Source organism: Selenomonas sputigena, from assembly GCF_026015965.1.
In the GTDB taxonomy this organism is placed as follows: Bacteria; Bacillota; Negativicutes; order Selenomonadales; family Selenomonadaceae; genus Selenomonas.
The window spans coordinates 518,196-542,868 of record NZ_CP110383.1 but is presented as its reverse complement, the minus strand read 5'-3'; the positions used below and the strand labels follow the sequence as shown (position 1 = coordinate 542,868).

General features: G+C 58.2%; 22 protein-coding genes and 2 pseudogenes. 3 read left to right on the top strand and 21 right to left on the bottom strand.

What is annotated here, in order from left to right; all coding sequences use genetic code 11:
* Window positions 1-62 precede the first annotated feature (62 nt).
* The 9 genes and pseudogenes from OL236_RS02585 to OL236_RS02545 form a co-directional block, all read right to left on the bottom strand.
* Window positions 63-1,418 carry a sodium-dependent transporter gene (locus OL236_RS02585; protein ID WP_265071199.1) on the bottom strand — a complete coding sequence of 452 codons (1,356 nt, stop codon included), beginning with the start codon at window positions 1,416-1,418 and terminating at the stop codon, window positions 63-65.
* Window positions 1,419-1,516: 98 nt separating this feature from the next.
* Complete coding sequence (locus OL236_RS02580) at window positions 1,517-2,074, bottom strand: gamma carbonic anhydrase family protein (protein WP_006191537.1); 558 nt, start codon at window positions 2,072-2,074, stop codon at window positions 1,517-1,519.
* Window positions 2,075-2,320: 246 nt separating this feature from the next.
* A complete protein-coding gene (locus OL236_RS02575) occupies window positions 2,321-3,337 on the bottom strand; it encodes a nuclease (RefSeq protein ID WP_265071772.1) in 1,017 nt (338 codons plus the stop codon).
* 86 nt (window positions 3,338-3,423) lie between these two features.
* A pseudogene (locus OL236_RS02570) lies at window positions 3,424-3,982 on the bottom strand (NAD-dependent epimerase/dehydratase family protein).
* 83 nt (window positions 3,983-4,065) lie between these two features.
* Complete coding sequence (gene recO / locus OL236_RS02565) at window positions 4,066-4,839, bottom strand: DNA repair protein RecO (protein ID WP_265071198.1); 774 nt, start codon at window positions 4,837-4,839, stop codon at window positions 4,066-4,068.
* A complete protein-coding gene (locus tag OL236_RS02560) occupies window positions 4,820-5,521 on the bottom strand; it encodes a DUF502 domain-containing protein (protein WP_265071197.1) in 702 nt (233 codons plus the stop codon). The genes recO and OL236_RS02560 overlap by 20 nt, the downstream gene beginning before the upstream one ends.
* Window positions 5,522-5,549: 28 nt before the next feature.
* The gene (gene era / locus OL236_RS02555; protein WP_265071196.1) at window positions 5,550-6,443 is read right to left on the bottom strand and encodes a GTPase Era; all 894 of its coding nucleotides are present in this window, start codon (window positions 6,441-6,443) and stop codon (window positions 5,550-5,552) included.
* A gap of 61 nt (window positions 6,444-6,504) precedes the next feature.
* Window positions 6,505-6,963, bottom strand: a pseudogene (gene ybeY / locus OL236_RS02550) (rRNA maturation RNase YbeY); the annotation flags it as partial.
* On the bottom strand, window positions 6,960-8,054 hold the full coding sequence (locus OL236_RS02545) for a PhoH family protein (RefSeq protein WP_265071195.1): 1,095 nt from the start codon (window positions 8,052-8,054) through the stop codon (window positions 6,960-6,962). The gene OL236_RS02545 and the pseudogene ybeY, both read right to left, overlap by 4 nt.
* 132 nt (window positions 8,055-8,186) lie before the next feature.
* Here OL236_RS02545 and bioB point away from each other — a divergent pair, with 132 nt between their 5' ends.
* On the top strand, window positions 8,187-9,200 hold the full coding sequence (gene bioB, locus OL236_RS02540; protein WP_265071194.1) for a biotin synthase BioB: 1,014 nt from the start codon (window positions 8,187-8,189) through the stop codon (window positions 9,198-9,200).
* Window positions 9,201-9,311: 111 nt separating this feature from the next.
* Entirely contained in the window at window positions 9,312-10,541 is a 1,230-nt protein-coding gene (locus OL236_RS02535) for an NAD(P)-dependent oxidoreductase (RefSeq protein WP_265071193.1), read from the top strand.
* Window positions 10,542-10,679: 138 nt separating this feature from the next.
* Here the strand turns inward: OL236_RS02535 and OL236_RS02530 are convergent, their stop codons facing one another.
* The 8 genes from OL236_RS02530 to OL236_RS02495 are packed head-to-tail and all read right to left on the bottom strand — an operon-like array spanning window position 10,680 to window position 18,971.
* Window positions 10,680-11,606: a YitT family protein gene (locus tag OL236_RS02530; protein ID WP_265071192.1), complete on the bottom strand. Its 927-nt coding sequence runs from the start codon at window positions 11,604-11,606 to the stop codon at window positions 10,680-10,682.
* Window positions 11,575-12,597: a glycosyltransferase family 2 protein gene (locus OL236_RS02525; protein ID WP_265071191.1), complete on the bottom strand. Its 1,023-nt coding sequence runs from the start codon at window positions 12,595-12,597 to the stop codon at window positions 11,575-11,577. Before OL236_RS02525 ends, OL236_RS02530 begins: the two co-directional genes overlap by 32 nt.
* 12 nt (window positions 12,598-12,609) lie before the next feature.
* Window positions 12,610-13,848 carry a sensor histidine kinase gene (locus OL236_RS02520; protein WP_265071190.1) on the bottom strand — a complete coding sequence of 413 codons (1,239 nt, stop codon included), beginning with the start codon at window positions 13,846-13,848 and terminating at the stop codon, window positions 12,610-12,612.
* Window positions 13,849-14,517 carry a response regulator transcription factor gene (locus tag OL236_RS02515; protein WP_265071189.1) on the bottom strand — a complete coding sequence of 223 codons (669 nt, stop codon included), beginning with the start codon at window positions 14,515-14,517 and terminating at the stop codon, window positions 13,849-13,851. It abuts the gene before it with no gap.
* Entirely contained in the window at window positions 14,514-15,149 is a 636-nt protein-coding gene (locus tag OL236_RS02510) for a GTP pyrophosphokinase family protein (protein WP_265071188.1), read from the bottom strand. Before OL236_RS02510 ends, OL236_RS02515 begins: the two co-directional genes overlap by 4 nt.
* Before the next feature lie 16 nt (window positions 15,150-15,165).
* Window positions 15,166-16,383: an FtsW/RodA/SpoVE family cell cycle protein gene (locus OL236_RS02505; RefSeq protein WP_009646368.1), complete on the bottom strand. Its 1,218-nt coding sequence runs from the start codon at window positions 16,381-16,383 to the stop codon at window positions 15,166-15,168.
* Between the two features lie 11 nt (window positions 16,384-16,394).
* Window positions 16,395-17,045, bottom strand: coding sequence for a tRNA (guanosine(46)-N7)-methyltransferase TrmB (trmB, locus tag OL236_RS02500; protein ID WP_265071187.1), 651 nt, complete (start codon window positions 17,043-17,045; stop codon window positions 16,395-16,397).
* A gap of 12 nt (window positions 17,046-17,057) precedes the next feature.
* On the bottom strand, window positions 17,058-18,971 hold the full coding sequence (locus tag OL236_RS02495) for a sigma 54-interacting transcriptional regulator (RefSeq protein ID WP_265071186.1): 1,914 nt from the start codon (window positions 18,969-18,971) through the stop codon (window positions 17,058-17,060).
* A 184-nt stretch (window positions 18,972-19,155) separates the two neighbouring features.
* Here OL236_RS02495 and OL236_RS02490 point away from each other — a divergent pair, with 184 nt between their 5' ends.
* The gene (locus tag OL236_RS02490; RefSeq protein ID WP_264919381.1) at window positions 19,156-19,491 is read left to right on the top strand and encodes a hypothetical protein; all 336 of its coding nucleotides are present in this window, start codon (window positions 19,156-19,158) and stop codon (window positions 19,489-19,491) included.
* A gap of 64 nt (window positions 19,492-19,555) precedes the next feature.
* Here the strand turns inward: OL236_RS02490 and OL236_RS02485 are convergent, their stop codons facing one another.
* From OL236_RS02485 to OL236_RS02470, 4 genes are all read right to left on the bottom strand, one after another.
* Window positions 19,556-21,643, bottom strand: coding sequence for an ATP-binding protein (locus OL236_RS02485; RefSeq protein WP_265071185.1), 2,088 nt, complete (start codon window positions 21,641-21,643; stop codon window positions 19,556-19,558).
* A 125-nt stretch (window positions 21,644-21,768) separates the two neighbouring features.
* Window positions 21,769-22,341: a cob(I)yrinic acid a,c-diamide adenosyltransferase gene (locus OL236_RS02480; protein WP_265071184.1), complete on the bottom strand. Its 573-nt coding sequence runs from the start codon at window positions 22,339-22,341 to the stop codon at window positions 21,769-21,771.
* Window positions 22,338-22,835 (bottom strand): preQ(1) synthase, encoded by a 498-nt coding sequence (gene queF, locus OL236_RS02475; protein ID WP_265071183.1) that lies wholly within the window; start codon window positions 22,833-22,835, stop codon window positions 22,338-22,340. Before queF ends, OL236_RS02480 begins: the two co-directional genes overlap by 4 nt.
* Complete coding sequence (locus OL236_RS02470) at window positions 22,811-24,553, bottom strand: GGDEF and EAL domain-containing protein (RefSeq protein WP_265071182.1); 1,743 nt, start codon at window positions 24,551-24,553, stop codon at window positions 22,811-22,813. Before OL236_RS02470 ends, queF begins: the two co-directional genes overlap by 25 nt.
* Window positions 24,554-24,673: the final 120 nt, after the last annotated feature.

The window sequence follows — 24,673 nt, the reverse complement described above, 5'->3', positions numbered from 1 at the left end:
GGGTTCTTTCTTTCGCTTTCACAAGAGTGGCATAAGCATTCACAGAAATTTGTGCATGCAGCTCACATCAATCCCAGCACGAGAATCGCGCCGACGACAAGGGGCAGGACGTAGGCGAAATAACCGCGCGCCCATCGAGGAAGTTTCCAGCCGCTTCCCGTATTCGCCTCTTCGTAGAACTTCTGCCAGCCCCAGCCGAAACGATGCATCGTGTAGAGCACAAAGATGAGCGATCCGCCGGGCAAGAGGATATTGCTCACGATGAAATCCTCGATGTCGAGGAAACTGCTCTCGCCGCCCATCGGGTGAATGCCCGCGAGGAGGTTGAACCCCAAAGCGCAGGGCAGGGACAGCACGAGGATTGCCGCGCAGTTCACGAATCCCGTCTTCTTGCGGCTCCACCCCGTCAGATCCATCGTGCAGGCCATGATGTTTTCAAAGACAGCGAGCACCGTCGAAAAGGCCGCAAACGTCATGAAGAGGAAGAAGAGACTGCCCCAGATGATGCCGCCCGCCATGTGATTGAAGATGTTCGGCAATGTGATGAAGATGAGTCCCGGCCCGCTATCCGGCTCGACGCCGTAAGCGAAGCACGCGGGGATGATGATAAGTCCCGACGTGATGGCAACGAGCGTATCAAGGATGGCGACGTTGACCGACTCACCGAGAAGTGCGTGATCCTTCGGGATGTAACTGCCGAAGATCGCCATCGCGCCGATGCCGAGGCTCAGCGTAAAGAACGCCTGATTCATCGCCGCGACGATGACGTTCGTAAAGCCGATCTCCTCCATCTTCGCAATGTCAGGGCGCAGGTAGAAGGAGATGCCCTCAGACGCGCCGTCGAGGAAAATGCTGTTCACGGCAAGCACGACCATGATGAGGAGCAGGAGCACCATCATGCCCTTCGTCACGCGCTCCAACCCCGACTGCAAGCCGTGCGAGCAGATGAGGAAGCCACTGATGACGACGATCACCATCGGCACGACCTGCAAGATAGGATCGCCGAGCATAGAGCCAAAGGCCGCACCGATCTCCTTCGGAGAAAGTCCCGCAAACGCGCCGCACGCTGTCTGATAGAAGTAAAGCAGCATCCAGCCCGCGACCGTCGTATAGAACATCATGAGCATGATGCAGCCGAACCAACATGCGTAGCCATGCCAATGCCAGCCCCACTTTTCGGGCGTCAGTCTCTGGTACATGCGCACAGGACTGCGCCTTGCCGCGCGGCCAAGAGAAAATTCCATCGTCATGACAGGGATGCCGAGCACGATGAGGAAGAAAAGATAGATAAGAACGAACGCCCCGCCTCCGTTCTGCCCGACAAGATAAGGGAACTTCCAGACATTGCCGATGCCGATCGCACAGCCGGCACTGAGGAGAATGAAGCCGAAACGGCTCTTCAGCGTTTCTCGCGCCATGAATCAAACCTCCTGAAAAATATAATGAAAGGCACAGCCAAAACGAAGGCTGTGCCTTTCATTATATCATAAGGTGCAAAGCTGTAAAGCGGCAAACGTCAGATAATGTGCTCGCCGTGGTACTTCTCGCCGCCGATCTCGGGATAGACGCCGTACTCAATCGCCCACTCGCACTTGTACTTGATCGCCTGCGCATGAATCGTCTTGATGCGGTCAATCGTGCGCACGACCTTGCCCGGCATGCCGACGACGAGGGAATTCGGCGGAATGACCTCGTTCTCGCGCACGAGTGCCCCTGCAGCAATAATCGAGCCTTCGCCGACCTTTGCGCCCGTCAGAACCGTCGCGTTCATGCCGATGAGGACATGGTTGCCGATCTCCGCGCCGTGCACGACGGCGCTGTGGCCGATCGTCACATAATCGCCGATGATGCACGGATTGTCGTCCGCCACATGAAGGCAGACGAGATCCTGCACATTCGAGCACTCGCCGACAGAGATGTAATTCACATCGCCGCGCGCAACAACACCCGGCCAAAGACTCGCATACTTCGCGACGCGCACATCGCCCGAAAGGAACACCTGCGGTGCGACAAATGCCTCCTCGTCAATCTGCGGCTTGATGCCATGAAATTCCGTGCTGGAAAGCGTATACATAAGACTCTCTCCTTTTCTTCGATTGAATTTGCTTGTTGCATACTATTATACAACGATTGAGGCGGAAAGGGAATATATCGTACCCAAATGCAGACACAGCAAGATCTCCCATAGAAGAGAACAATGGCGAAAGATACTTCTGTATCAAACACATAAAACCGCCCCTTTCCTTACTCGTCCGAGCAGTAGAGGAGCGGTTTTATACGTATCAAAACCAATTTCAGCAGAACACGAAAATTCCATGAATTAAAGCAAGCTGTGCATCTTGCCAAGCTCTTTCACTTTTTCCAAGGAAAACTTCGACATGCTTGCGATCATTTCGAGCGGCAGCTTATTTCGCAGCATTTCCAGAACAATATCAACCTTTCCTTCCTCCCGCCCACGTTCCATGCCGCGCTCCATGCCACGCTCCATGCCACGCTCCATGCCACGCTCCATGCCTTGTTCATAGATACCTGTACTCAGATTGCACATTGTCCTCATCTCCTCTTCTATATCTGCACTTATATCCATATCAAATTCATTTTTTAAAAGCTGCTTCTTCGCTGCCGGAGATATTTCCGTGTCTTTGAACAAGATCTGCAGGAATCGAATGAGCCAATCCTCGTCCTGCTGTCGTTCATTTCCAAGATAAACCGTGATGATGCTCATCAAATCATAGTCAGCACACTTTTCCTTGTGATGGTACAGAATATGATGCTCGGCAAGGTCATAACGATTGATGGCGCTCCTGCCGTCCGGGGAGTCCATACAAAGCCAAATACTGTAGACTTTCTTGATTTCATCGTAGGATGATCCTGTAAATTCAGTTTCTTTCTGCGAAGAAATCAAGCGGCTCGCATAGTAGACGGCTCGGCGCAGGAGTGCGTAGCCCAGCTTCGCTCTTTTCTGTGTCCGCTGTGCCTCAACATTGATAATCAAGGTGATGCGTTCACCCGATTGGGGAACTCTCGCGTGGAAAAGTATATCGAAGCGAATCCAGCCTTCCGTGATGCCGACATTTTCCGTGGCATCACCGAGGAATTCTTTCGGCGAATCTTTCCTGTTTCTTACGGTATTCGTCTTATCCCTATCCACGGGAATCTCACTGATCTGTGGCGTGCCCTCGATATATTTTTCTGCGATGTCAGAGATTGCAACATCCTTAAACTCTGGCACAGTTCGCTTCAAGAGACGTGCCATGATCGCTCTTTGTGAAAGCAAACGTTTGGCATGTTGATCGTATGTCGGATCTTGATAGGAATCTCCTACACTCTCTGCCATTAAGATTTCTCCTTGTTGTATGAGAACTGTTTCTTTTCCACCTTCTATTATCATTATAGCACCGATTACGCACTTTAGCCAGAAAGTTACTCTCCATACCCATTCGGATGCTTCTCGTGCCACCGCCATGCCGTCGCGATGATTTCTTCCACGTCAGTGAAGTGCGGCTGCCAGCCGAGGATGCGGCGCGCCTTGTCGCTGGAAGCGATGAGCTGCGCAGGGTCGCCTGCACAGCGTGCGCCGATTTCTGCCGCGATCTTCTTGCCCGTCGCCTTCTCTGCGGCGGCGATCATTTCCTTGACCGAGAAGCCCTGTCCGTTGCCGAGGTTGAAGATGTCGCTCTCGCCGCCCTTCCGCAAGTATTCGAGTGAGCGCACATGTGCATCGGCGAGGTCGACGACGTGGATGTAGTCGCGCAGACAGGTGCCATCGGGCGTCTTGTAGTCATCGCCGTAGATCGTGTATCGCATCGAATACGGCGCGGTCGCGGATGTCGCCTTCGTAAAACTTTGCCCGCGCGTGAATCGCGCCGCGATGACCCGTCTGCAGGTTGTCAACGATGACGACTTCTTCTCCCTTTTCAATGAGCTGATGAACGGCATGAGAGCCGATGTAACCGGCGCCGCCGCAAACAAGAATTGCCATGGAAAATTCCCCTCCCAAACATATTGCCAAAAACTATCGCAGAACGCACCTCATGCCTTCGCCACAAGCGCACAGCAAACGCTTCAAACGCCGCCGATCTGTGCGATGAAGGCGAGCGAGCGCAGCGGCTTGCCGAAAAGCGCACGCAGGTAAGCGAGCAGCAGGCTTTCCGCTGCCAGAAGTTCCTGCTTTCTGACGGAAAACGGTGCCGGAGAGCGCCCGCCCGCCGCCTTCTGCGACGAGAGAAACGCCTGCCAATCGAGAGCGGTCAGCTTCTCGATGAACTCCTTCAATTCGGCAGAAAAGAGTGGCATATCCTCTTTGCGGCAAGCGGCGCACAATGCGCCGCCCTCGCCGATGTCGACGGACATCGGCTCTTCGAAGGGCGCACCACAGTGGACGCAGCTTGCAAGATGAAGCGAAAGCCCCGCGAGCGCGAGGAGCTGATACGCCGCCGCCAGCGCCACGAGACGCGGATTGCGCTCCTCAAAGGCGCAGAAAATCTGCAGCAGACGGTCGAAAGCATCGGGCGCAGGCTCGTGCTCGGGAAAAAGCTCAAGCGCCAGTTCCGCCACAAAGGAGCCGTATGCCATGGCCGAGAGGTCTTCCGAGAGACGGCGAAACCGTCCCTTGAGCGAACACTGCCGCACCGTCCAGACCCGGCCGCCTTCCGTAAGCTCCACGTCTAGGTGGCTGAACATCTGCATCCCTGCCGCAAGTGCGCTCTTGGGGCGGCGGCAGCCGAACGCCGCCGCCTCGACGCGCCCGCACTCACGCGTCAAGAGCGACGCCATCTTGTCCGCCTCGCCCCAGTTTCTCGTGGCGAGCACAAGCGCCTCAGCGCTGCGGCGTGCCATGCGGTTCGGCCTCCTCGCACGCTTCCCCGGCTGCACGCGCTGACTGCGTCTTCGACGCTGCCACGACTTCGTCCGCCAGCCGCGTCGCACTGCCCACCTCCTGCGGTTTCGCCGCCATCTGCCGCTGCGGCATGACGGCGCCCGCCGTCAGCATGTACTGCAGCGCCGACTCATTGCTGATGTCGAGATAGATGACATCACTCTTCTTGACGAAGAGGTTCGTACCCGAGGTCATGTTGAGGCTCCACGGCACGAAGACGCAGACGTAGTCGTCGCCGAGCTTTTCGCGCAAGACTGCCGGCACCTCTGCCATGACGAAGCCGAGCGCCCGCGACTGATGAAACGGCACGAGCACGACGTGGTCAAACATGTTGTTCGACTCAAAAACGGCGGTCGAAAGGTGCTTGACACTGTTGTAAATGAACTTCACGACGGGAATCTTGCCGAGCAGCCATTCGCCATAGGAAATCACGCGCTTCATAAACCAGTACGACGAGAGCCAGCCCACGAGATAGATGACGAGCAGCACCGTCACGATGCCCATGCCCGGATAATAGACGGGAAAATGCTTGCCGAGCACGATCTCCGTGAAGTTCAGCACCTCTGTCACGACGAAAACCGTGATGGCCAACGGCACGAGAAGGATAAGACCGTTAATAAAGCGCTTCGATACCTTGTTCATCCTGCTGCCGCCCTTTCCCTATTTCCTCTCATTCAAAACCGAAGTTGTGCAGAACGCCCTCACGGTTGCGCCAGTCCTTCTTCACCTTGACCCAGAGATCGAGGAAGACCTTCGCGCCGAGAAGCATCTCGATGTCCTTTCTCGCCTGTGCGCCGATCTCGCGCAGAAGAGCGCCCTTTGCGCCTATGACGATGCCCTTCTGCGACTCGCGCTCCACGTAGATCGTCGCGCGGATGTAGAAGCCCCCCTTGGCGCGCTCCTTCATCTCGTCGAGATCGACGGCGATGGCATGGGGCAGTTCGTCGCGCGTCGCAAGAAGCGCCTTCTCGCGCACGAGCTCCGCCACAATGAGTCTCTCGGGCTGATCCGTCACCATGTCTTCCGGATAATAGGCAGGACCTTCGGGCAGATACTTCTTGACTTCCGCAAGAAGCGAGTCGAGGTTCACCTCTTCCTTCGCCGATATGGGCACGGCGCCTGCAAACGGATATACCTTCATGTAGCTTTCGAGGATCGGCAGCACGGCGGGCTTCTCGATGAGGTCGAGCTTGTTGACGACGAGGATGCACGGGCACTTCGTCGCCTGCAGGCGCTCTACGATATAGCGCTCGCCCGGTCCCATCTTCTCCGTCGCATCGACGACGAAGAAGACGGCGTCGACCTCCTTCAAGGTGCTTTCCGCTGCGCGCACCATGTATTCACCGAGCTTGTGGCGCGGCTTGTGGATGCCCGGCGTGTCGAGGAAGACGATCTGCGCGTCTGGCTCCGTCAGGATACAGAGGATGCGCGTGCGCGTCGTCTGCGGCTTGTCGCTCATGATGGCGATCTTCTGCCCGATGAGGCTGTTGATGAGCGTCGACTTGCCGACGTTCGGCCGCCCGACGACAGCGATGAAGCCCGATCTATGCTTTGCCTTTTCCATCGTTCTCCCCTTTCGCTGTCACTTGCTCCGTGCATTCCGCAGAGCCTTCCGCCGCTTCCTCGCGCGTCACGCCGAGAGCCGCCATCACATGGCGCTGCTCCTCCTCCATCTCCTGCCGCTCCGCCTCTTCTACATGGTCGTAGCCGAGGAGATGCAGCATGCCGTGCACCGTCAAGAAGACGATTTCGCGGCGCAGGCTGTGCCCGTAGTCCGCCGCCTGCGCCGCGGCGCGCTCAACCGATAGGACGATGTCGCCGAGGACGTTGACGGCAGGCCCGCCCGCGATCGCCGGCTCCTCGCTCTCATTGAGCGCAAAGGAAATCACGTCCGTCGGACGATCGACCCTGCGGTACTCGCGGTTCAGCACATGGATGTGCGCATCGTCCGTCAAGGTGATGCTGACCTCGGCGTCCGCCACATCGTAAATCTCGCCGACTTTTTCCACAGCGCGCCGAATCTCCGCCTCAAGGCCCTCGTCAAGGGGCAGGTCTTCCACCTCGTGGCTGAGCAGGATGTTCATGCGTCCGCCTCCCCTCTCTCTGATGCCGTAGCCTTTTCCTGAGCCGCCGGCTTTTTCTCCTGCAGCTCTGCCGGCTTTTTCTCAGAATCCCGACGCGCCTTGTCCGCGCGGTCATACGCCTCGACGATGCGTGCGACGACGTCGTGACGGATGACGTCGAGCGCTTCCAGACGGACGACGCCCACGCCGCGCACATCGCGCAGGATGCGGCTCGCCTCAGAGAGTCCCGAGAACACGCCACGCGGCAAGTCGACTTGGCTCAAGTCGCCCGTCACGACCATGCGCGAGCCGAAGCCCAAGCGCGTCAGGAACATCTTCATCTGGCTCGGCGTCGTATTCTGCGCCTCGTCGAGAATCACGAAGGCGTCCTCCAGCGTGCGTCCGCGCATGTAAGCGAGCGGCGCAATCTCGATGACGCCCTTGGCGAGGAGCTTCTGGTAGGTGTCAAAGCCGAGGATGTCATGCAGCGCATCGTAGAGCGGGCGCAGATACGGATCGACTTTCTCCTGCAGATCGCCGGGCAGAAAGCCCAGCCGCTCGCCCGCCTCGACAGCGGGGCGCGTGAGCACGATCTTTTCCACCAGCCTCGCACGAAGCGCCGCCACCGCCATGACGACGGCGAGGTACGTCTTTCCCGTGCCTGCAGGTCCAATGCCGAACGTGATGGAGTTCTTGCGGATGGCGTCGAGGTAGATGCGCTGGCCGAGCGTTTTCGGGCGCACATGACGGCCACGGCTCGTCACGAGGATCGTGTCGCTGAAAAGGCTGTGCAGCGCCTCACCCTTGCCGCGCTTGACGAGTCCCACACTGTAGCGCACCTCGTGCATCGTGAGTGTCGTGCCCTGCCGGTGCAGGTACTGCAGCTCGCGCACGACCTGCGCCGCCGCCCGCACGACAGCCGCCTCGCCGTCGATTGCAAGCTCCTCGCCGCGGCTTATGAAGCGGCAGTCGAAATTGTCCATGAGCACCTGCAAGTACTCGTCGTGCTCGCCAAGAAGCGCCGTCGCTTCGCGCTGATCGGCAAAGGCGATCTTCTCCTCCAAAACCTTTTGCAAAGAAAGACTCCTCTCTTCTAAATTCATCGTTCCCATTATACCTTGCAGCCGTCGAGGAAGCAATAGTAGTCCAAGGTTAACCAGGATTTCCATATCAGTTGACTATATGCGCCGTCTGAAATATAATGGGAGGAAATGCAAACTTCTTGAAAGAAATGAGGCTCTGCCATGACAAAGGAAAACGCCGTCAAAAAACTCACGAAAGAAATTCTCTGCGGCCGCCGCATCAAGCGCGAGGACGACCTCTCCATATTCCTCGATGCGCCGCTTGAAGCGCTGCAGGAGGGCGCACACGAGCTGCAGCGACAGTTCTGCGGCAAGCACATCGACCTCTGTACGATCATCAACGCGCGCAGCGGTCACTGCAGCGAGGACTGCAAGTACTGCGCCCAATCCGCGCACCACAGGACGGGCGTCGAGGAATACGCATTTCTCGCACAGGAAGAGATCATCGCCAACGCACGCGCCAACGAGGAGGCGGGCGTCAACCGCTTCTCCATCGTGACCTCGGGCAGGGCGCTCGCGGGCAAGGAGTTCGACGCCGCGCTCGACTGCTACCGTGCCATGCGCAAGAAACTCCGAATCGACCTCTGCGCCTCGCACGGCATTCTCTCGCGAGAACAGTTCCGTGCGCTTCGCGCCGCGGGCGTCACGAGCTACCATCACAACATCGAGACGTCGCGCCGCTTCTTTCCCGAGATCTGTACCTCGCACACTTACGACGACCGCATCCGCACGATCCGTCTCGCACAGGGCGAAGGGCTTAACGTCTGTTCGGGCGGCATCATCGGCATGGGCGAGACGTGGGAAGACCGCCTCGACATGGCGGTGAGCCTTGCCGAACTCGGCATCGAATCCATTCCCATCAACTCCCTCATGGCGATTCCCGGCACGCCGCTTGAGGGCAGAACGCCCTTGACGAGCGATGAGATCCTGCGCACCATCGCTTTCTTCCGCTTCATCAACCCGACGGCAAACATCCGCCTCGGCGCGGGACGCAAACTCATCAAGGACAATGGCACGCCCGCCTTCCTCTACGGCGCATCGGCCTCCATCACAGGCAACATGCTCACGACTTCGGGCACGACCATTGCCGAGGACATGGCTCTTCTGCAGCGGCTCGGCCTATCCAACGAGACGGCGGGCACAAGGCAGGACGCCGCACATACAGCCAACGGGTGAAGGTTTATCTTTTCTAAAGAAAATGTGATAATAGCAACAGACAATATCCCCGCGTTGAAGTAGACTGAAGGGTGGAATATATTTCAATTCAACAAAGGATAGGTGATCTTCATGGCAATCCATGTCATTGACGAGGCGCGGCGCTGCCTCCAGTGCAAAAAGCCCCTGTGCCGCATCAAGGGCTGTCCTGTGCAGACGAACGTCCCCGAGATGATCCGCCTCTTTCTCGAAGGCAGCATCAACGAGGCGGGCGCTATGCTCTTCGAGAACAATCCCCTGAGCATCATCTGCTCGCTCGTCTGCGACCATGAGAAGCAGTGCGAGGGCAACTGCATCCAACTGCGCAAAGGATCCGCCATACAGATCTCCAGCATCGAGCACTACATCTCGAATACCTACTTCGACCGCGTCACCTTGGAGCGTGCGCCTTCTACGGGGCAGACCGTCGCCGTCATCGGCTCGGGTCCTGCCGGCATCACCGTTGCCATCAAGCTTGCGCAGAAGGGCTACGACGTGACGATTTTCGAGCGCATGGACAAGATCGGCGGCATGATGCGCTACGGCATCCCCGACTTCCGTCTGCCGCTGAGCATTCTCGACCGCTATGAGAAAAAGCTGCGTGAGTTCGGCATCTGCATCCGACCCAACCGCACGATCGGCGGCCTTCTGACGCTCGACACGCTCTTTGCCGACGGGTACGACGCCATCTTCATCGGTTCGGGCGTCTGGCGACCGCGCAGCCTCGGCGTCAAGGGCGAAAGCCTCGGCAACTGCCATTTCGCCGTCGACTATCTGCAAAACCCCGACTCCTTTGCTCTCGGCGACCGCGTCGCCGTCATCGGCTCGGGCAACTCCGCCATGGATGTCGCGCGCACCGCGATCCGCAAGGGCTGCCGCTACGTCACGGTCTATTCGCGCAGCAACAAGGTCGCCGCCAGCGTGCGCGAATTCGAGTACGCGCAGGCAGACGGCGTGGAATTCGAGTTCTGCAAGGGCGTCGATTCCATCACGAAGGACGGACCTTTGATGCGCGACCGCCACTTCGACGAAGAAGGCAAACTGACGGGCGAAGGAGATCCTGTCCTGTGTCCTGCCGACAGCACCGTCATCGCAGTCAGCCAAGATCCGAAAGACAAGATCGTGCGCACGACCACGGGCATAGAGACGAACGAAAAAGGCTTGGTCGAGGTCGATGAAACCGGTGCCACCACCCGCCCCGGCGTCTTCTCGGGCGGCGACGTCGTCCTCGGCCCGTGCAACGTCGTCCAAGTTGTCAACGACGCCAAACATGTGGCGGAAGCGATGGACGTTTACCTGCGTGAAAAGCGCGGCGCGAAATGAGACTTCGCTGACAAGACGATCGAAGCGGGACGAATCGAGCCGGTGCCGCCGCAAAAAAATATAAGCAAAAACGACAACAGGCAGAGCCGCCATCCCATGCGGCTCTGCCTATTGTCGTTACTGAGGTCATCCTTTGAATCACGTCCCGCCCTTCTCCCTCTCCCGCGCCTCGATCAGCTCCTTGCGCTGCGCGAACTGATAGAGGATGCGCTCGCGCGAAAAACCTCTGCCGCGCACTTCGGAAGCGTTCGCGATGATGAGGAACGCATTCTTGTCCAAGCGATCGCAGATTGCCTTGACGCGTGCGAGCTGCGTCAGGGAGACGACGACGAAGACGACGGCTTTCTTTTCCTGCAGAAAGCCGCCCCGGCCTTCGAGGTAGGTGACGCCGCGGTGCAGGCTCTCCATGATGGCGTCGCCGATCTTCTCGCTTTCCTCTGAGATGATGAAGATCGCCTTCTCGCGATTGAATCCCGCCGCCCAGCGGTTCGTAAGCTCCGCTGTCGCATAGATGCAGACGAGCGTGAAGAGCGCCGTCTCCAGATCAAAGAGCGCCGCCGACGCTGCGATGACGAGCATGTTGAGCAGGAATACGCCCGTACCGACATCAATCGACCAATACTTCTTCAAGATGGCGCCGAGCACGTCGACGCCGCCCGTATTCGAGCCGAAGCGAAAGATGACGCCGTAGCCGATGCCCGAGACGACGCCGCCGAAGATGGCGTTGAGCATCGTGTCGTGCACGGGATGCAGCACCGAAAGCGGCGCGAACACATCGATGCCGAGGGAGAAGAGCACCGTGCCCAAGATCGTATCGACGGCGTAGCGCTTTCCCACGAAGCGATGCGCGAGGTAGAGAATCGGCAAATTGTAGACGAGGAGCTGCGCGCCGACAGGCCAGCCGACAAAGTAGTGCAGGAGGATGGCAATGCCTCCGAGGCCGCTCGTCAGCAAGTTTGCCGGCAGTATGAAGAGGTTGATACCGACGCCGCAGACGGCGCAGCCGAAAAGGATTACAAAGTAGCGGCGCACCTCATGGATGATTTCCTTTTTCTTCATCGTCATGTCCTTTCCTCTCCTCACGACTTCCCTTCTCCCTCCCAGCGTCCTCGCTCGCCATGCGTGCGATTTCCTTGGGCTTGCCGCGTGCGACGAGGTAGAGAGGCCGCCGCTTGACCTCCTCAAAGATGCGCCCGATGTACTCGCCGAGAATGCCGAGCGCGACGAGCTGCAGGCCGCCGAAGAGCAGCACGCAGGCCGTGATCGTCGCCCAGCCGGGCACGGCACTCCCCTCGATGAACTTGATGTAAAGCACATGGAGGAGCAGCAAGATACTCAATATGCCGCAGATGAACCCCGAGTAAAGCCCCAGCCGCAGGGGCACCGTCGAATAGGCGAGGATGCCGTCGAGCGCGAAGTGCAGCATCTTTCGCGGCGAGAATTTGGAGACGCCCGCAAAGCGCTTGGGCGCGACGAAGCGGATCTGCACCTGACGGTAGCCCATGGCGCCGATCATGCCGCGAATGAAGCGCGCACGCTCACGGTAACAGCGAAATTCCAGCACGACCTTGCGATCCATGAGTCGAAAATCCGAGCCGCCCTCCTGGATGTGGACGCGCGAAATCTTGTTGAGCGCCTTGTAGTACCAATACGACGTCGTCCGCTTCAAGAAACCGACGCCCTCCGTCGTCTCACGGATCGTCTGCACGACGTCAAAACCTTCTTCCCACTTGGCAAGAAGCGTCGGAATCAGCGCGGGTGGATGCTGCATGTCTCCGTCCATCATGATGACAGCCGCGCCGTCCGCGTGGTCGAGACCGCACGTCAAGGCAAGCTGATGCCCGAAGTTGCGCGAGAGGAAAATGGGCTGCACGCGTGCATCCTTTTCCTCCAAGCGGCGCAGGATCTCGCGGCTCTTGTCACACGAGCCGTCATCGACAAAAATCAGTTCGAAGTCGTACTTCGTCGCAGCCATGACTTCAGAAATCGCCTGATAAAAATGTTCGAGATTGTCCTCCTCGTTGAATACGGGGACAACGATGGAAATGAGCTTCAATCTTTTTTCTCCTCACTTCAGTGCGGCCTCGAAAGTGATCGCACCATCCTTGTAACGAACCGCGAGCTTTCCCTTGAGATAGCTGACGATTTCAGCAGCAATCGTCAGACCAATGCCGTAGCCGGCCTTCTCGCTGTTATGTGACGCATCCTCGCGGTAGAAACGCTCGAAGAAGCGCGAATAGTCTATGCCCTCGCCCGCCGCATAGGGATTCGTCACGGAAAAGACCATGCCGCGCCCGCGCCTGCCGCTCGCGAGAGCGATCTGCACGTCGCCGCCGTCGTCTGCATATTTGACGGCATTGTCGACGAGGACGTTCATCAATGTGTAAATGATGCGCTGGTCGGCGAGCACATGAACGCCGTCTTCGATTTCCGTCACGATCCGCTTTCCCTGCTCCTTCGCGGGAAGTTCAAAGGAGGCGGCAACCTCACGCGCTGTCTCCGCGCAGTTGACGTCGATCGGGTGGAAATGCTCCGAGACGCGCTCTTCGAGCTTCGCGAGCGCGACCATGTCGTTGACGAGACCTGAGAGTCGCTTTACCTGCTTCAAGATCGTCTCCGTCCACTGGTTTTTACCCATCGTGATCTCAAGCACCTCCGTATTCGCCGAGATGATGGCGATTGGCGTCTTCAGCTCATGACTCGCGTTCGTGACGAATTGTCGCTGGCTCTTCAAGTTGCGCACGAAGGGCGCGACGAGGCAGCGTGAGAAGCACGCGACGAGCGCGATGTAGAGCAGCACGCAGAGGATGCCGACGAGGACGGAAAAGCGCACGCCGTTCCAGACCATCTGCATCTCGCGCGTACAGTCCATGACGACGACGAAGGAGCCGCCCCCCTCAAGCTTCGTGACGAGATAGGCGTAGTAGGCGCCATCGGCTTCGTAGTTGCCGCGCAGGCTGACGCCATGAGCGAGACGAGTCGCCAATGCCTCGGCTTCCTCGTCGGTGACGGCGGCGATGTGGCTCGCATCCGCCGCAAGGAGTGCACCATCCTTACTGAATTTCGCCCAGTAGTAGCGCGTCTGAAAGGCAAACTCCGGCGTATAGTCGAAGCCCTCGTCGACAATGCGCTTTTCGGGCAGCTTGCCGTCGTGGCGCGTGATGTAGGAGAGCACCGCCTCGATGCGGCTTCCCTCGTCGTAGAAACTCGCGAGGTTCAAGGCGGCGAGCACGACGAAGACGATGAGGACGACGGCAGCCGTGCCTAGGACGATGAACTTGCGCCGCAGCCGCGATACCATTTCCATCTAGCCCACCTCGCAGATCGTGTAGCTTCCCCCCTGCTCACCGCGAATCGCAACGTCGCCATGAATCGCCTTGAGTTTCTGTCGCAGGTAGGAGATGTAGACCCAGACGATGTCCGCGCCCTCTTCCGCTCCCTGCCACACGCGCTCGTAAATCTCCGACGTCGTGACGCACTTTCCCGCATTCATCATCAAGAGCTGCATAAGCTGCGTCTCCTTTCTCGCAAGGCGCACGGCGCTCTTCGCCGCCAGTTCCTGCTTTCCGACGTCGAGCGTGACCGAGCCGAGCGACAGCTCGGCGGGCGCATAGACTTCGGCGCGGCGCGTCAAGGAACGCAGACGTGCGAGCAGCTCCCCCATCGCGAAAGGCTTGGGCAGGTAGTCGTCCGCCCCCGCGTCAAGCCCCTCGATGCGGTCGCCGACTTCCGCCTTCGCCGTCAGCAGCAGGACGGGCGTTGTATCGCCCGCCGCACGCAGCTCTTTCAAGGCCGTCACGCCGTCCATCACGGGCATCATCACATCGAAGACCATGCAGGCGTAAGTGCCTTTGTGCGCGAGCGCCAGAGCCGCCCTGCCGTCGCGAACAGCGTCGACCTCGTAGCCCGAATGCTCCAGAACTGCGACGAGCGCCGCCGCCATATCCTTTTCATCTTCCGCCAGCAGGAGCTTCATGCCATCACCTCGCCCATCACATCAGTCTCTCGAATCAAGTTGCGGATCGTCTGCATCGAAAGGTCGCACGAGGCAAGCTCATCGGCGCAGCGTTTGAGCTCCGCCGCCAACAGTTTGCGATTCTTGACCGTGTGCTTGTACATCATCTCGTGCTCCAAACTCGCCCAGGAATCCATGGCGAGCGTGCGAAGCTGCAATTCCACAAAGAAATGCCCGGGGTTCCTCCCTTCCACATCTTCGAACGGCGCTTCGATCGAAACGATCATGTGGTAACTGCGATAGCCGTTCGGCTTCACGTCGCGAATGTAGTCCTTCTCCTCGAAGACCGTCACGCCCGAAAGCGCCTTGAGCGCACGCACGACGACGTAGACGTCATCGATGAAGCGGCAGACGACGCGAACGCCGATGGCGTCATGCACCTTGCAGAGAGCCGACTGCGGCGTTTCGGGCAGGCTTTTGCGGCGGCACTTCTCGCGCATGCTCTCGTCCGACTTGATGCGGCAGATCAGATGCTCGTAGGGCGCCGATCCTGTGCGCTCCTTGACGCGTGCGCTGATCTCCTCAATGCGCGTGCGAAACGCGCCTAGAATCTCAGGGAGCGCCTCTCCCTGCTTGCCATAGATGCTTTCCAAGAGAATCCCTCCCCTGCTACTTCTTCACGAGACGCAGATGACGCTCCGCTTTCTTCTTCGCCACATCGCGCTCCAAGGCTTCCCGGAGCTTGCTGCGGTTCGACGCGCCCGTGCCGTGCTGTCCAATGTTCAAGAGGATGCCGACGCTCGCCATGCTGATCATCAGCGATGTGCCGCCGTAGCTGATGAAAGGCAGCGGCACGCCGATGACAGGCAGGAGGCCGCCGACCATCAGAAGGTTGATGACCGCCTGACCGCTGATGAGCAGCAGGATGCCCGTAGCGAGAAACTGTCCGTAAGCGTCAGAGGCGGCATTTGCGATGCGCGCACCATAGACGGTGAATGCCGAGTAGAGCACGAGCACGAGAATGACGCCCAGAAACCCCGTCTCCTGGCTGAATATGGCGAAGGCGAAATCCGTATGCGCCTCGGGCAGGTAGCTGTACTTGCTCACGCCCATGCCAAGCCCCATGCCCGTGAGGCCGCCCGAGCCGATGGCGGACAGAGACTGCACCGTCTGATAGCCGATGCCCTGCGAATCCGCCCACGGATCGAGCAGAACCTTGAGGCGTGCAAGGCGGTACGGCTGCAGGATGGACAGTGCCGTGCCCGCCGCCGCGAAGATGGCGACTGTCGTCAGCACCTTCGTCTTTTGAAGCCCTGCAATGCAAAGGAGCATGAAAGGCACGAAGATGACGATGAACATCGTGCCGCCGTCCGGCTCCAGCTCGATCAACAATCCCATGAAGAGGACGAGCAGATACTGCGGATTCGGGAAGAGAATGTCGATGGGCTTGTCATTTCGCACACGGTATGCCGCATAAGCAGAAATGAGCATCAGGGAAACGAGCTTCGCAATTTCCGCTGGCTGAATCTGAAAACCTGCCGTGCCGAGCCAACGCTTCGAGCCGTTGACCTCCGCGCCCACGAGAAGGACTGCGATGAGCGAGAGGATCGTGATTATGACGACGGGCACGATCCACGCACGCCAGCGATGGTAATTCACGCGGCAGCCAAGAAAGAAGCAGAAGAAGCCCGCCGCAAGATTGAAAAGCTGACGCTGCAAGAAGAAGTACGGCGTGCCGAACGTCGTTTCCGCCAAGATGAAGCTTGAGCTGAACACGTTGATGCTGCCGAAGACGAGGAGCACGATGAAGATGGCGAGCACCGCCTCCATATCGCTGACCCAGAAGCTCTTCTTGCCCTTTTCTTCTGCGGCTTCCTGTCTTTCCATAGTCCCCTCCTTCACGCGAACGTGACCTCGCAGCGGTTGATCTTCTCACCCTTGCCGCTGAATTTCTTTTCATACTCCGTCATCACGTTGTCGGGACGTGCCTCGCTGTGCAGATCATAGGAAACGTCGTGCAGCGAAAGCCCCATCTCGCGGAACTCCTCCAAAGAAAAGTCGAAGAGCGCGCGGTTGTCCGTCTTAAAGACAAGCTTGCCGCCGGGCACGAGGAGTTCCTTGTAGCGAGCGAGAAAACTGTGGTGCGTGAGGCGGCGCTTCGCATGACGCGCCTTGGGCCACGGATCGCAGAAGTTCACAAAGAAACGATCGACTTCCCCCGGCGCAAAAATTTTCTCAAGCTGGGCGATGTCGAAGACGAGCAGGCGCACATTCTTCAGCTCCTTCTCGCGCACCTTCTTCGCCGCCGCGATGAGCACATCCTGCTGCTTCTCGATGCCGATGAAATTGACCTCAGGGGAGCGCTCCGCCATCTGACGGATGAAATCGCCCTTGCCCGTGCCAAGTTCGACAAAGAGCGGCGCCTCGCGTCCGAAGATCTCCTTCCAACGTCCCCTTTCCGCCTCGCCCGCCGGGCGATCCTTCGGATAGACAAAATCATCGTATGCGTGAATGGCCTCATCCACCCACGGCTTCCTGCGCAGTCGCACAGAACTTCCTCCTTACACTTTTTCCAACTGAAACTTCTTCAAATAGCGATACAGCGTGACGCGGCTGACATCGAGAAGATTCGCCAAGCGGCTGACGTTGCCGCCCGCCGCCTGCCATGCACGCAGGAATATTTCCCGATCCGTCTTCCAGTCATCATCGGGCTTGACGTCGCCCATGAGATTGATGTTCTCGGGCGAAATCGCCACGCCCTCCGTATGGAAGAACGCCTGCTCCAAGATGCTCTGCATCTGCTTGATGTTGCCGGGCCAATCGTACTCTTCAAGAATCGTCAGCGTCTCCGGCAGAAGCCGCTTCCTCTCCATGCGGTGCTGCTCGGCTAGCTCGCAGATAATCTGCTCGGCGAGCAGGGGGATATCCTCGCGTCGGTTGCGCAGCGCCGGCATGCGTATGACGCTGCGTGAAACGATGTCGTAGAGACTTCGGTCGAAGAGGCCTCGCTCCGTCAAGCGCTTGAGATCACCGTCACAGTCGGCGATGATCCGCACGTCGATGGGGCGCACGACCGTCTCGCCGAGACGATGCGCCTTGCCCTCGCGCAGAGCCGCCGCGAGAGCGGCCGCGGTCTTCTTCGGCAGCTTCTCGATCTCATCGAGAAAGAGCGTGCCGCCAAAGGCAAGCTCCAATTTGCCGGGACGGCTGACATCGGGGGAAACCGCCGCGCCGAAAAGCTCTTCGTCCAGAAGTTCCGGCTGCACATCGCCGCAGCGGAAGGAAATCAAAGGCCCCGCCGCGCGCGCCGACGCCTGATGTATGCCGTGCGCCAGACGCTGCTTGCCCGTGCCGCCCTCGCCCTGCAGCAGCACATGATTCTTTCCCCTCGCCACGCGCAGCGCTTTTTCACGCAGCGCTTGGAACGCCTGTCCCTTGCCTGCCATCGTGGCGAGGCTGTACTTCGCCGTATAGCCCGCCGTGTGCGCGACGAGCATTCTAAGATCCTCAATGGGCATGGAAACGGTCACGACGCCATTGACCTCGCGCGTCACAGGGCTTTCGATCGGCACGACGGTCGTGACGTCCTCATACGTCTTCGCCTCCGTGATCCATGTGACCTCCTTGTTGTAGCAGGGCGTGCCGCTGAATCCCTGATAGATCGGCGTGTGACGATAATTCAAAACGATGTCGTTAAGGTTCGACAGACGGCTCGTCGCCTGATCGCGCGCTCCGATGCGCGTGAGACGCTCCAATCCCAAGCGGTTCGCGTAAGCGACCTCGCCGCTCGGCAGGATATGATAGACGGCGAACGGCGCGGCATCCAAGATTGCCTCCTGCGCCTGCAGTCTGAGGTCGCGCGCCAAGGCGGCCTCAAGCGAACGCGCGATGAGCAGAAGCTGAGCGATGACGGCATCCTGCGGCACGAGCTTCGGATCGTCCACGACGATGTTCACGAGATAGCGCAGTTCGCCGCTGACGAGGACGGGCGCTGTACAGGCATCGCTTTCGTGAGACGCCTCGCGCCAAATCTCCGGCCCGAAGACCCAAAACGGCACACGCTTCTCCTTCGCTATGCTGATGCTCGAAGCGCCGATCTCTTCGATACCAAGGCGCGAGCCTTCGACCTTGCCGGGAGGCAGACGCATGAAGGGCAGCGTGCAGCTCTTCAAGACGAGCGCCTCGGCATCGAGCAGCAAGAGACTCAAGCCGTAACGCGCAAAGAACTCCTGCACGCCCTCCGTCAGCTGCAGAAGGCAGTCGATGGCAGGGGCATGCTTTTTCTGCAGTGCACAAAAATCCTCCGCAGAAAGCACACGCTTCGGCTCCGTCCCCATCGACGGCACACCGAGCCGCCTGCTCTCACGCCACGCCTCGGCCACCCACGGATGCACGTTGACATCAATCTCTCCTTCGTCGCGAAACCTCTGGTAATACGCCTCAAGCTTCTCCCTGCTGCGCTGCTCCCGTATCATATCTCTCCCCCATCCTAGCCAAATGTATTCTATGAATGAACAATCTCGTTTCCCTCCGTATCATACTATCTCATTCTACTACGAAATGTTAAGAGCGACAAGCACATTGCCAAGTTCTCATATCCCATGTATAATAGAAAAGATATGAAAAAAGAAATTATTGCATAGAAAGCAGGGATTCGATATGGCGAAACAACTGAAGAAGATCCGCCGGAATCTGAAGTCGCAGGCGGGCGGCACGAATACGGAGAAGCGCCCTGAAAAAAAGGGCAAGGACACCTTCCTCCTGATCATGATTGCGCTCACGTTCTTCATCGCGTTCATCGGCTGGTCGGAAATGACGTGGCTGAACCGCTCGATGTACGGCTCCCTCGCCGCCTCCCTCCTCCTCATTTACGGCTACAAGCAGGGAAATTTCGGCGAGAAGGAAAAACTCTGGATGACGCGCGCCAGCATGTTCTTCATCGCCCTCTCCTTCGCCCTCTTCGCGGCCATCTGCTACTTCCAATACTTTGCCTGATACAGAAACCCACCATGCCCGCTCGGCGTGGTGGGTTCTTTGCTTCTCTTTGCTTTCCGCTTTCTCAATCCTTGAGGATATGCCACTCGCCACTGCGATTCGTTCCTGTGCGCTCGATGACGCCCGCCTTGTGCAGTGCCGTCGTCATGCGCTTGACCGTGGCGATCGATACGCCGAGCGCTTCCTTCAAGGCCTTCTGCGTGACCTTGGGATTCTCACGAATCACATGGAGAAGCCTTTCCTCCATAGATTCTTCTGAAGAAACCTCCACAGGCTTTTCCAAAACTTCTTTCACGATTTCTTTGGCAGATTCCTCCGCCATCGCTTCTGCAGACTCTTCCACATCGAAAGAAAGCTCCTGCTGCCCCGCGCTCACCTTTTCTTCCCGCGGCTCTGCCGGCTCTTCCTCAAGGGCGACATCATCCGCCTTGAGATCCGCAAGGGATTCAAGTTCAAGCTTCAGCTCGGGCGCAGGCTCAAAATCCGGCTCATGATCGGCTTCCACTTCTTGAACAAGGCTCGCATCTTGTCCATCTTCCAGCGAAGTCCCGGATGCCAAAACATCGCCTGCGCCGCTTTCTTCCTGCAACGGCGCCTGCTCTTCCTCTATTTCCTCCGGTAAAGGCTCTTCTTCCCGGATAGATTCAGCTTCTCCTACAGGTTCAGCTTCTTCTATAGGTTCAGTTTCTTCTATATGCTCAACTTCCTGCGCAGGTTCAGCTTCTTCTATATGCTCAACTTCCTGCACAGATTCAGCTTCCTCTGCAAGCTCCGTTTCCTCGACAGGCTCCTGCTCTTGAACAGGCTCCACGATCTCAACAGGTTCAACATCCTGCACGAGTTCAGCTTCGACGACAAGCTCCTGATTTTGGACAGACTCCTCTTTCTCAGCGGCCTCAACATCCTGCATGAGTTCGGCTTCACCGACAAGTTCCTGCTCTTGGACAGGCTCAGACTCCTCAGCGGCCTCAGCAGTCTGCACAAGTTCAGTTTCCTCGACAACACCTTCGTGCTGCTGTGCCTCTTCCTCGGCACGGCAATAGAGATTGATGCGCACGGAATCGCCGAGCGTGATGACGGCGGGCTCGGGCAAGCGCGCCCGCTTCGCCGCACGATAAAGCTCGGGCAGGATGCTCTGGAATCCCGTCATCATGCCCATGTAGAGGAACGCCGCCGCAATCGCGCGGTTGCGTATCTTGGAGAAGCCCGTCTTGAGCTTCCAGATCGTCATGTCCTCTTCCAGCAATCCCGGTACGGTGATTTCCAAGCGATCCTCGTAAAGCACGAGGGCGATGCGTCCCGGCGCCGCATAGTTCCTCTGGCAGACAGCGCGAGCAAGCAGACGGCGCATGAGACCTTCCGGAAGCTCCTCCAAGCCGCGCGCCTTGACACCCCGCGCCAAAAGACGCTCCTGCACATAGTCCGCCGCACCGTCCACCTGCTCCGTCAGAGAACCGGCAAACTCTTCGCCGCCGACGAAATCAAGGCGCGTCGCACCAAGATACTCGGCGCACTGGATGAAGCCCTCGGGAAAAAGTTCCTCCGCCGTTCCTGCGAGCAGATGCCAGCCGCCCGTCGCGCGGCACTCGCCCTCCTCCTCACGAAGAAGCTTCCATGCCAGGAGATCCTCCTTCTGCAGGCGCACGACATCATCATCAGCGCGGCGTTTCTCCGCCTCGCCGTACATCATGCGGCAGAATTCCTCGATTTCCACATCACTGACCGTGCTCTCGGCCGCGAGCTGATCGGCGCTGCTGTTCGTGCCCGAAAGAAGAAGCTCCTGCACCTGATACGGCTCAGCGAGGCGCGTCGCGCCGCCGACGCGCACATAGGTGCCATCCATCATGCCCAATTCCTTGACGAAATACGGCTTTTCCATACCGGGGAAAATCTCCACGACGACGACCTGCCGTCCATCTTGCAGTTCCACACCGACACGCGGAAAAATGCGCGGCTCGCAGCTGTCGAAAATCTTCTGCGTGATCTCATCTATGCACGGAATGAGCTCCGCCTCTGCTGAAAAGCCCCTGCCGCTTTCACCGTAGAAAATGATGCGTCCGCCTCGTCCGTTCGCAAAAGCCACGGCCGTATTCAAAAAAGATCCGCTCTCCGCCACGATCTGCTCCACGAAATCGCCGCGAACCCCCGTCATTTCTTCCTGCACATTCAGCACCTCTCTGCCATCCGTTTTCTACGCTATAGTATAACAGTTTTTCCAAGGAAAGTCCAAAAAAAGAGAGCGGCTCTCGCCCCCCTCTCATCATGCTTCATCTCGTTTCAATTCTCTATGCCCTTGCGCGCCGCCACGCCCTTCGCATAATAGTGGCGCACTTCCCGCATCTCCGTGACGAGGTCGGCTCGCGCGATCAGCCAATCGGGCGCATTCCTGCCCGTCAGGACGACCTCTCGCTCGGGCGGCAGATCATTGAGCAGGGACTCGACTGCCTCACGCGAGATGAGTTCGAAGAAGAGAGCCACGTTCAGCTCGTCGAGGATGACGACGTCCCAAGCGCCCGAGCGTGCAGCTGCGGCAGCCTCGGCGAAGCCGTCCTGCATCAGCCTCAGGTAGTCAGCGGGCGGCTCACCCTCAGGGAATACGACGACGTCTTCTCCCCATGCCGCACGCTCCTCTTCTGTCAGCATGCCTTCCTTCGCGATAAAGAACGGTTTGCCCGTCGTATAGAGCGCAAGCTGCGGTGCGAATCCCTGCAGAACTTTCTGCTCGCTGTAGGCGAGGCTCTTCATGAACTGCATGATGTAGACGCGAAGCCCTGCACCTAGGGCACGTACGGCGAGGCCGATCGCCGCCGTCGTCTTGCCCTTGCCCGCGCCCGTATAGACCTCGATCATCGGTTGTCCACCTTTTCCATGAAGTAGAGGTCATGCTCGAAGAAGCGCTTTTCGGCGAGCTTCTCATACTTCGTGCCCGGCCTGCCGTAATTCGTATACGGATCGATGGAGATGCCGCCGCGAGGCAGAAATTTGCCCCAGACCTCGATGTAGCGCGGCTCCATGAGCCGCACGAGATCCTTGAGGATGATGTTCACGACGTCCTCGTGGAAGTCACCGTGATTGCGGAAGCTGAAGAGATAGAGCTTCAGCGACTTGCTCTCGACCATGCGCCGCTCGGGCACGTAGGAGATCGTGATCGTCGCGAAATCCGGCTGCCCCGTAATCGGACAGAGGCTCGTGAACTCGGGGCAGTTGAACTTGACCCAGTAATCCTTGTCGGGATGCTTGTTCTCAAAGGTTTCCAAAAGCTCAGGCGCATAGTCTGCCGCATACTGCGTGTTCTTTTCGCCGAGATGCGTGACGCCCTTCATCTCATCGCTCGTGCGTGACATAGCTGCTCCTTTCCGTGCGCTTCTTGACGCATCAAAAATTTTTCCTCGAATCCTTCCTTTGTTTCCGGCCGTCCGAAGAGATAGCCCTGAATGGAATCGACCTTGCACGTCTTTGCCAGAAGATCATACTCCTCCTGCGTTTCCACACCCTCGATGCAGACCTTCATGCCCATGCTGTGGCAAAGCTCCACCGTGTAGTCCACGATGCGGCGATCGAAGTCCGACCACAAGATCTGCTTGACGAAGGCCCGGTCGATCTTCACGATGTCGCACGAGAGGTTCTTGAACATCGCCAAGGAGGAACAGCCCGTGCCGAAATCGTCCATGGCGATCTTCAGGCCATACTCGCGCAGAGAGGCAAACTGACGATTGATGAAATCCCAGTCCGAGATGACCGTGTGCTCCGTAAGCTCCAAAACGATGCTCGCCGGATCTACGCCATAGCGCTCAATACATTCCCTGACAGCCTCCTTGAAGGACGGGTCGCGCAGCTGCACATAGGAAAGGTTGATGCTCATGCAGAAATCGGGAACAATCTTCTGCCACTCACGACAGATGCGCACTGCCGTATCGGCAATCCACTTGCCGACGGGAATCATCAGCTGCGACTCTTCCAGCAGAGGGATGAACTCCATAGGCGCGACCATGCGCCCCTTGGAATTCTGCCAGCGCAGCAGGGCTTCCGCACCGATGATGCGCCGGTTTTCCGCCCCCACCTGCGGCTGAAAGCACAGGCTGAAGCCGCGGCAGCCGTCCTCCACCGAGCGGCGTATGTCCTCGCGCGCCGTCAAAGAGCGCAGCCAGCGGTTGTAAAGCTCCTTCGAGAAGATGCAGTTCTTGTTCTTGCCCCCCTGCTTCGCCAAGGTCAGCGCCGCTTCCGCATACTTGTGCAGCACGAGGTAGTCCTTGCCGAACTGCGGGAAGAACACCGTGCCGCCCGACACCGTGCAGAAATACTTGTGTTCGTTAATCTGCTGCGGCTTCAAGAGAGCCGTCTGTATACTCCGGTAGAGAGTTTCAACATCCGCCTCATCCGCCCCCGGATAAACGATGCCGAACTCGTCACCGTCGAGCTTATAGAGCCGGAAATCCGTCGAGAGGATCTTCTTGATGCGCTTTGCAACCTCGCGTAGAACCTGATCGCCAAAGGCGCGGTTGTAGGCTTCGTTGACGATCTTAAAATTGTCGATGCCAAGAATCATCAGTGCGCCGCCCCTGCCCGTCTCGCGCGCCTCGTCAAGCGCCGCCTTCATGCGCTGCTCCAGCTGGTACTTGTTCAAAAGTCCCGTGACGGCGTCCGCACGGATGCGCTGTCCCATGAGCCGAAAGATTCCCGCATAGAGCGTCCTCTTTCCCTCATGGTCGAGCGCAGCAGCGCAGCGACACTCGATCCACTCGTAGTCGTCCTTGCGCGTCCTCGCGCGAAACTCAACACAGCCCTCTCTCGTGTGCCCCTGCAGCACATCGTCAAAGACCTTCGTGACGTTTTCGCGCTCCGTCGGATGCATGATCTCCTGCCAAGCCTGGCGAAAAGCAGAAAATCCCATCGTTTCCGCAGGTATGCCGAAATCCCGCACGATGTTCGGCGACGTCATCGCCACCTTATTTTGCAGATCCACCACATAAAGATAGCCGGACGTCGTCCTCTTCAGCACATCAAAATAAATCTTCAGCCGCTTCAAAAGCGGACTCAATGCAGTTCTAGGTGCTCGGCGCATGGCGACCTCCTGTTGTCGGGTGTACCCGATGATCTTATGAATATATAATAACCGACAAATTTCCTAAATGCAAGACTTGACAAAGATTTCCTCCATAAAACTTTATGGAGGAAATCCATC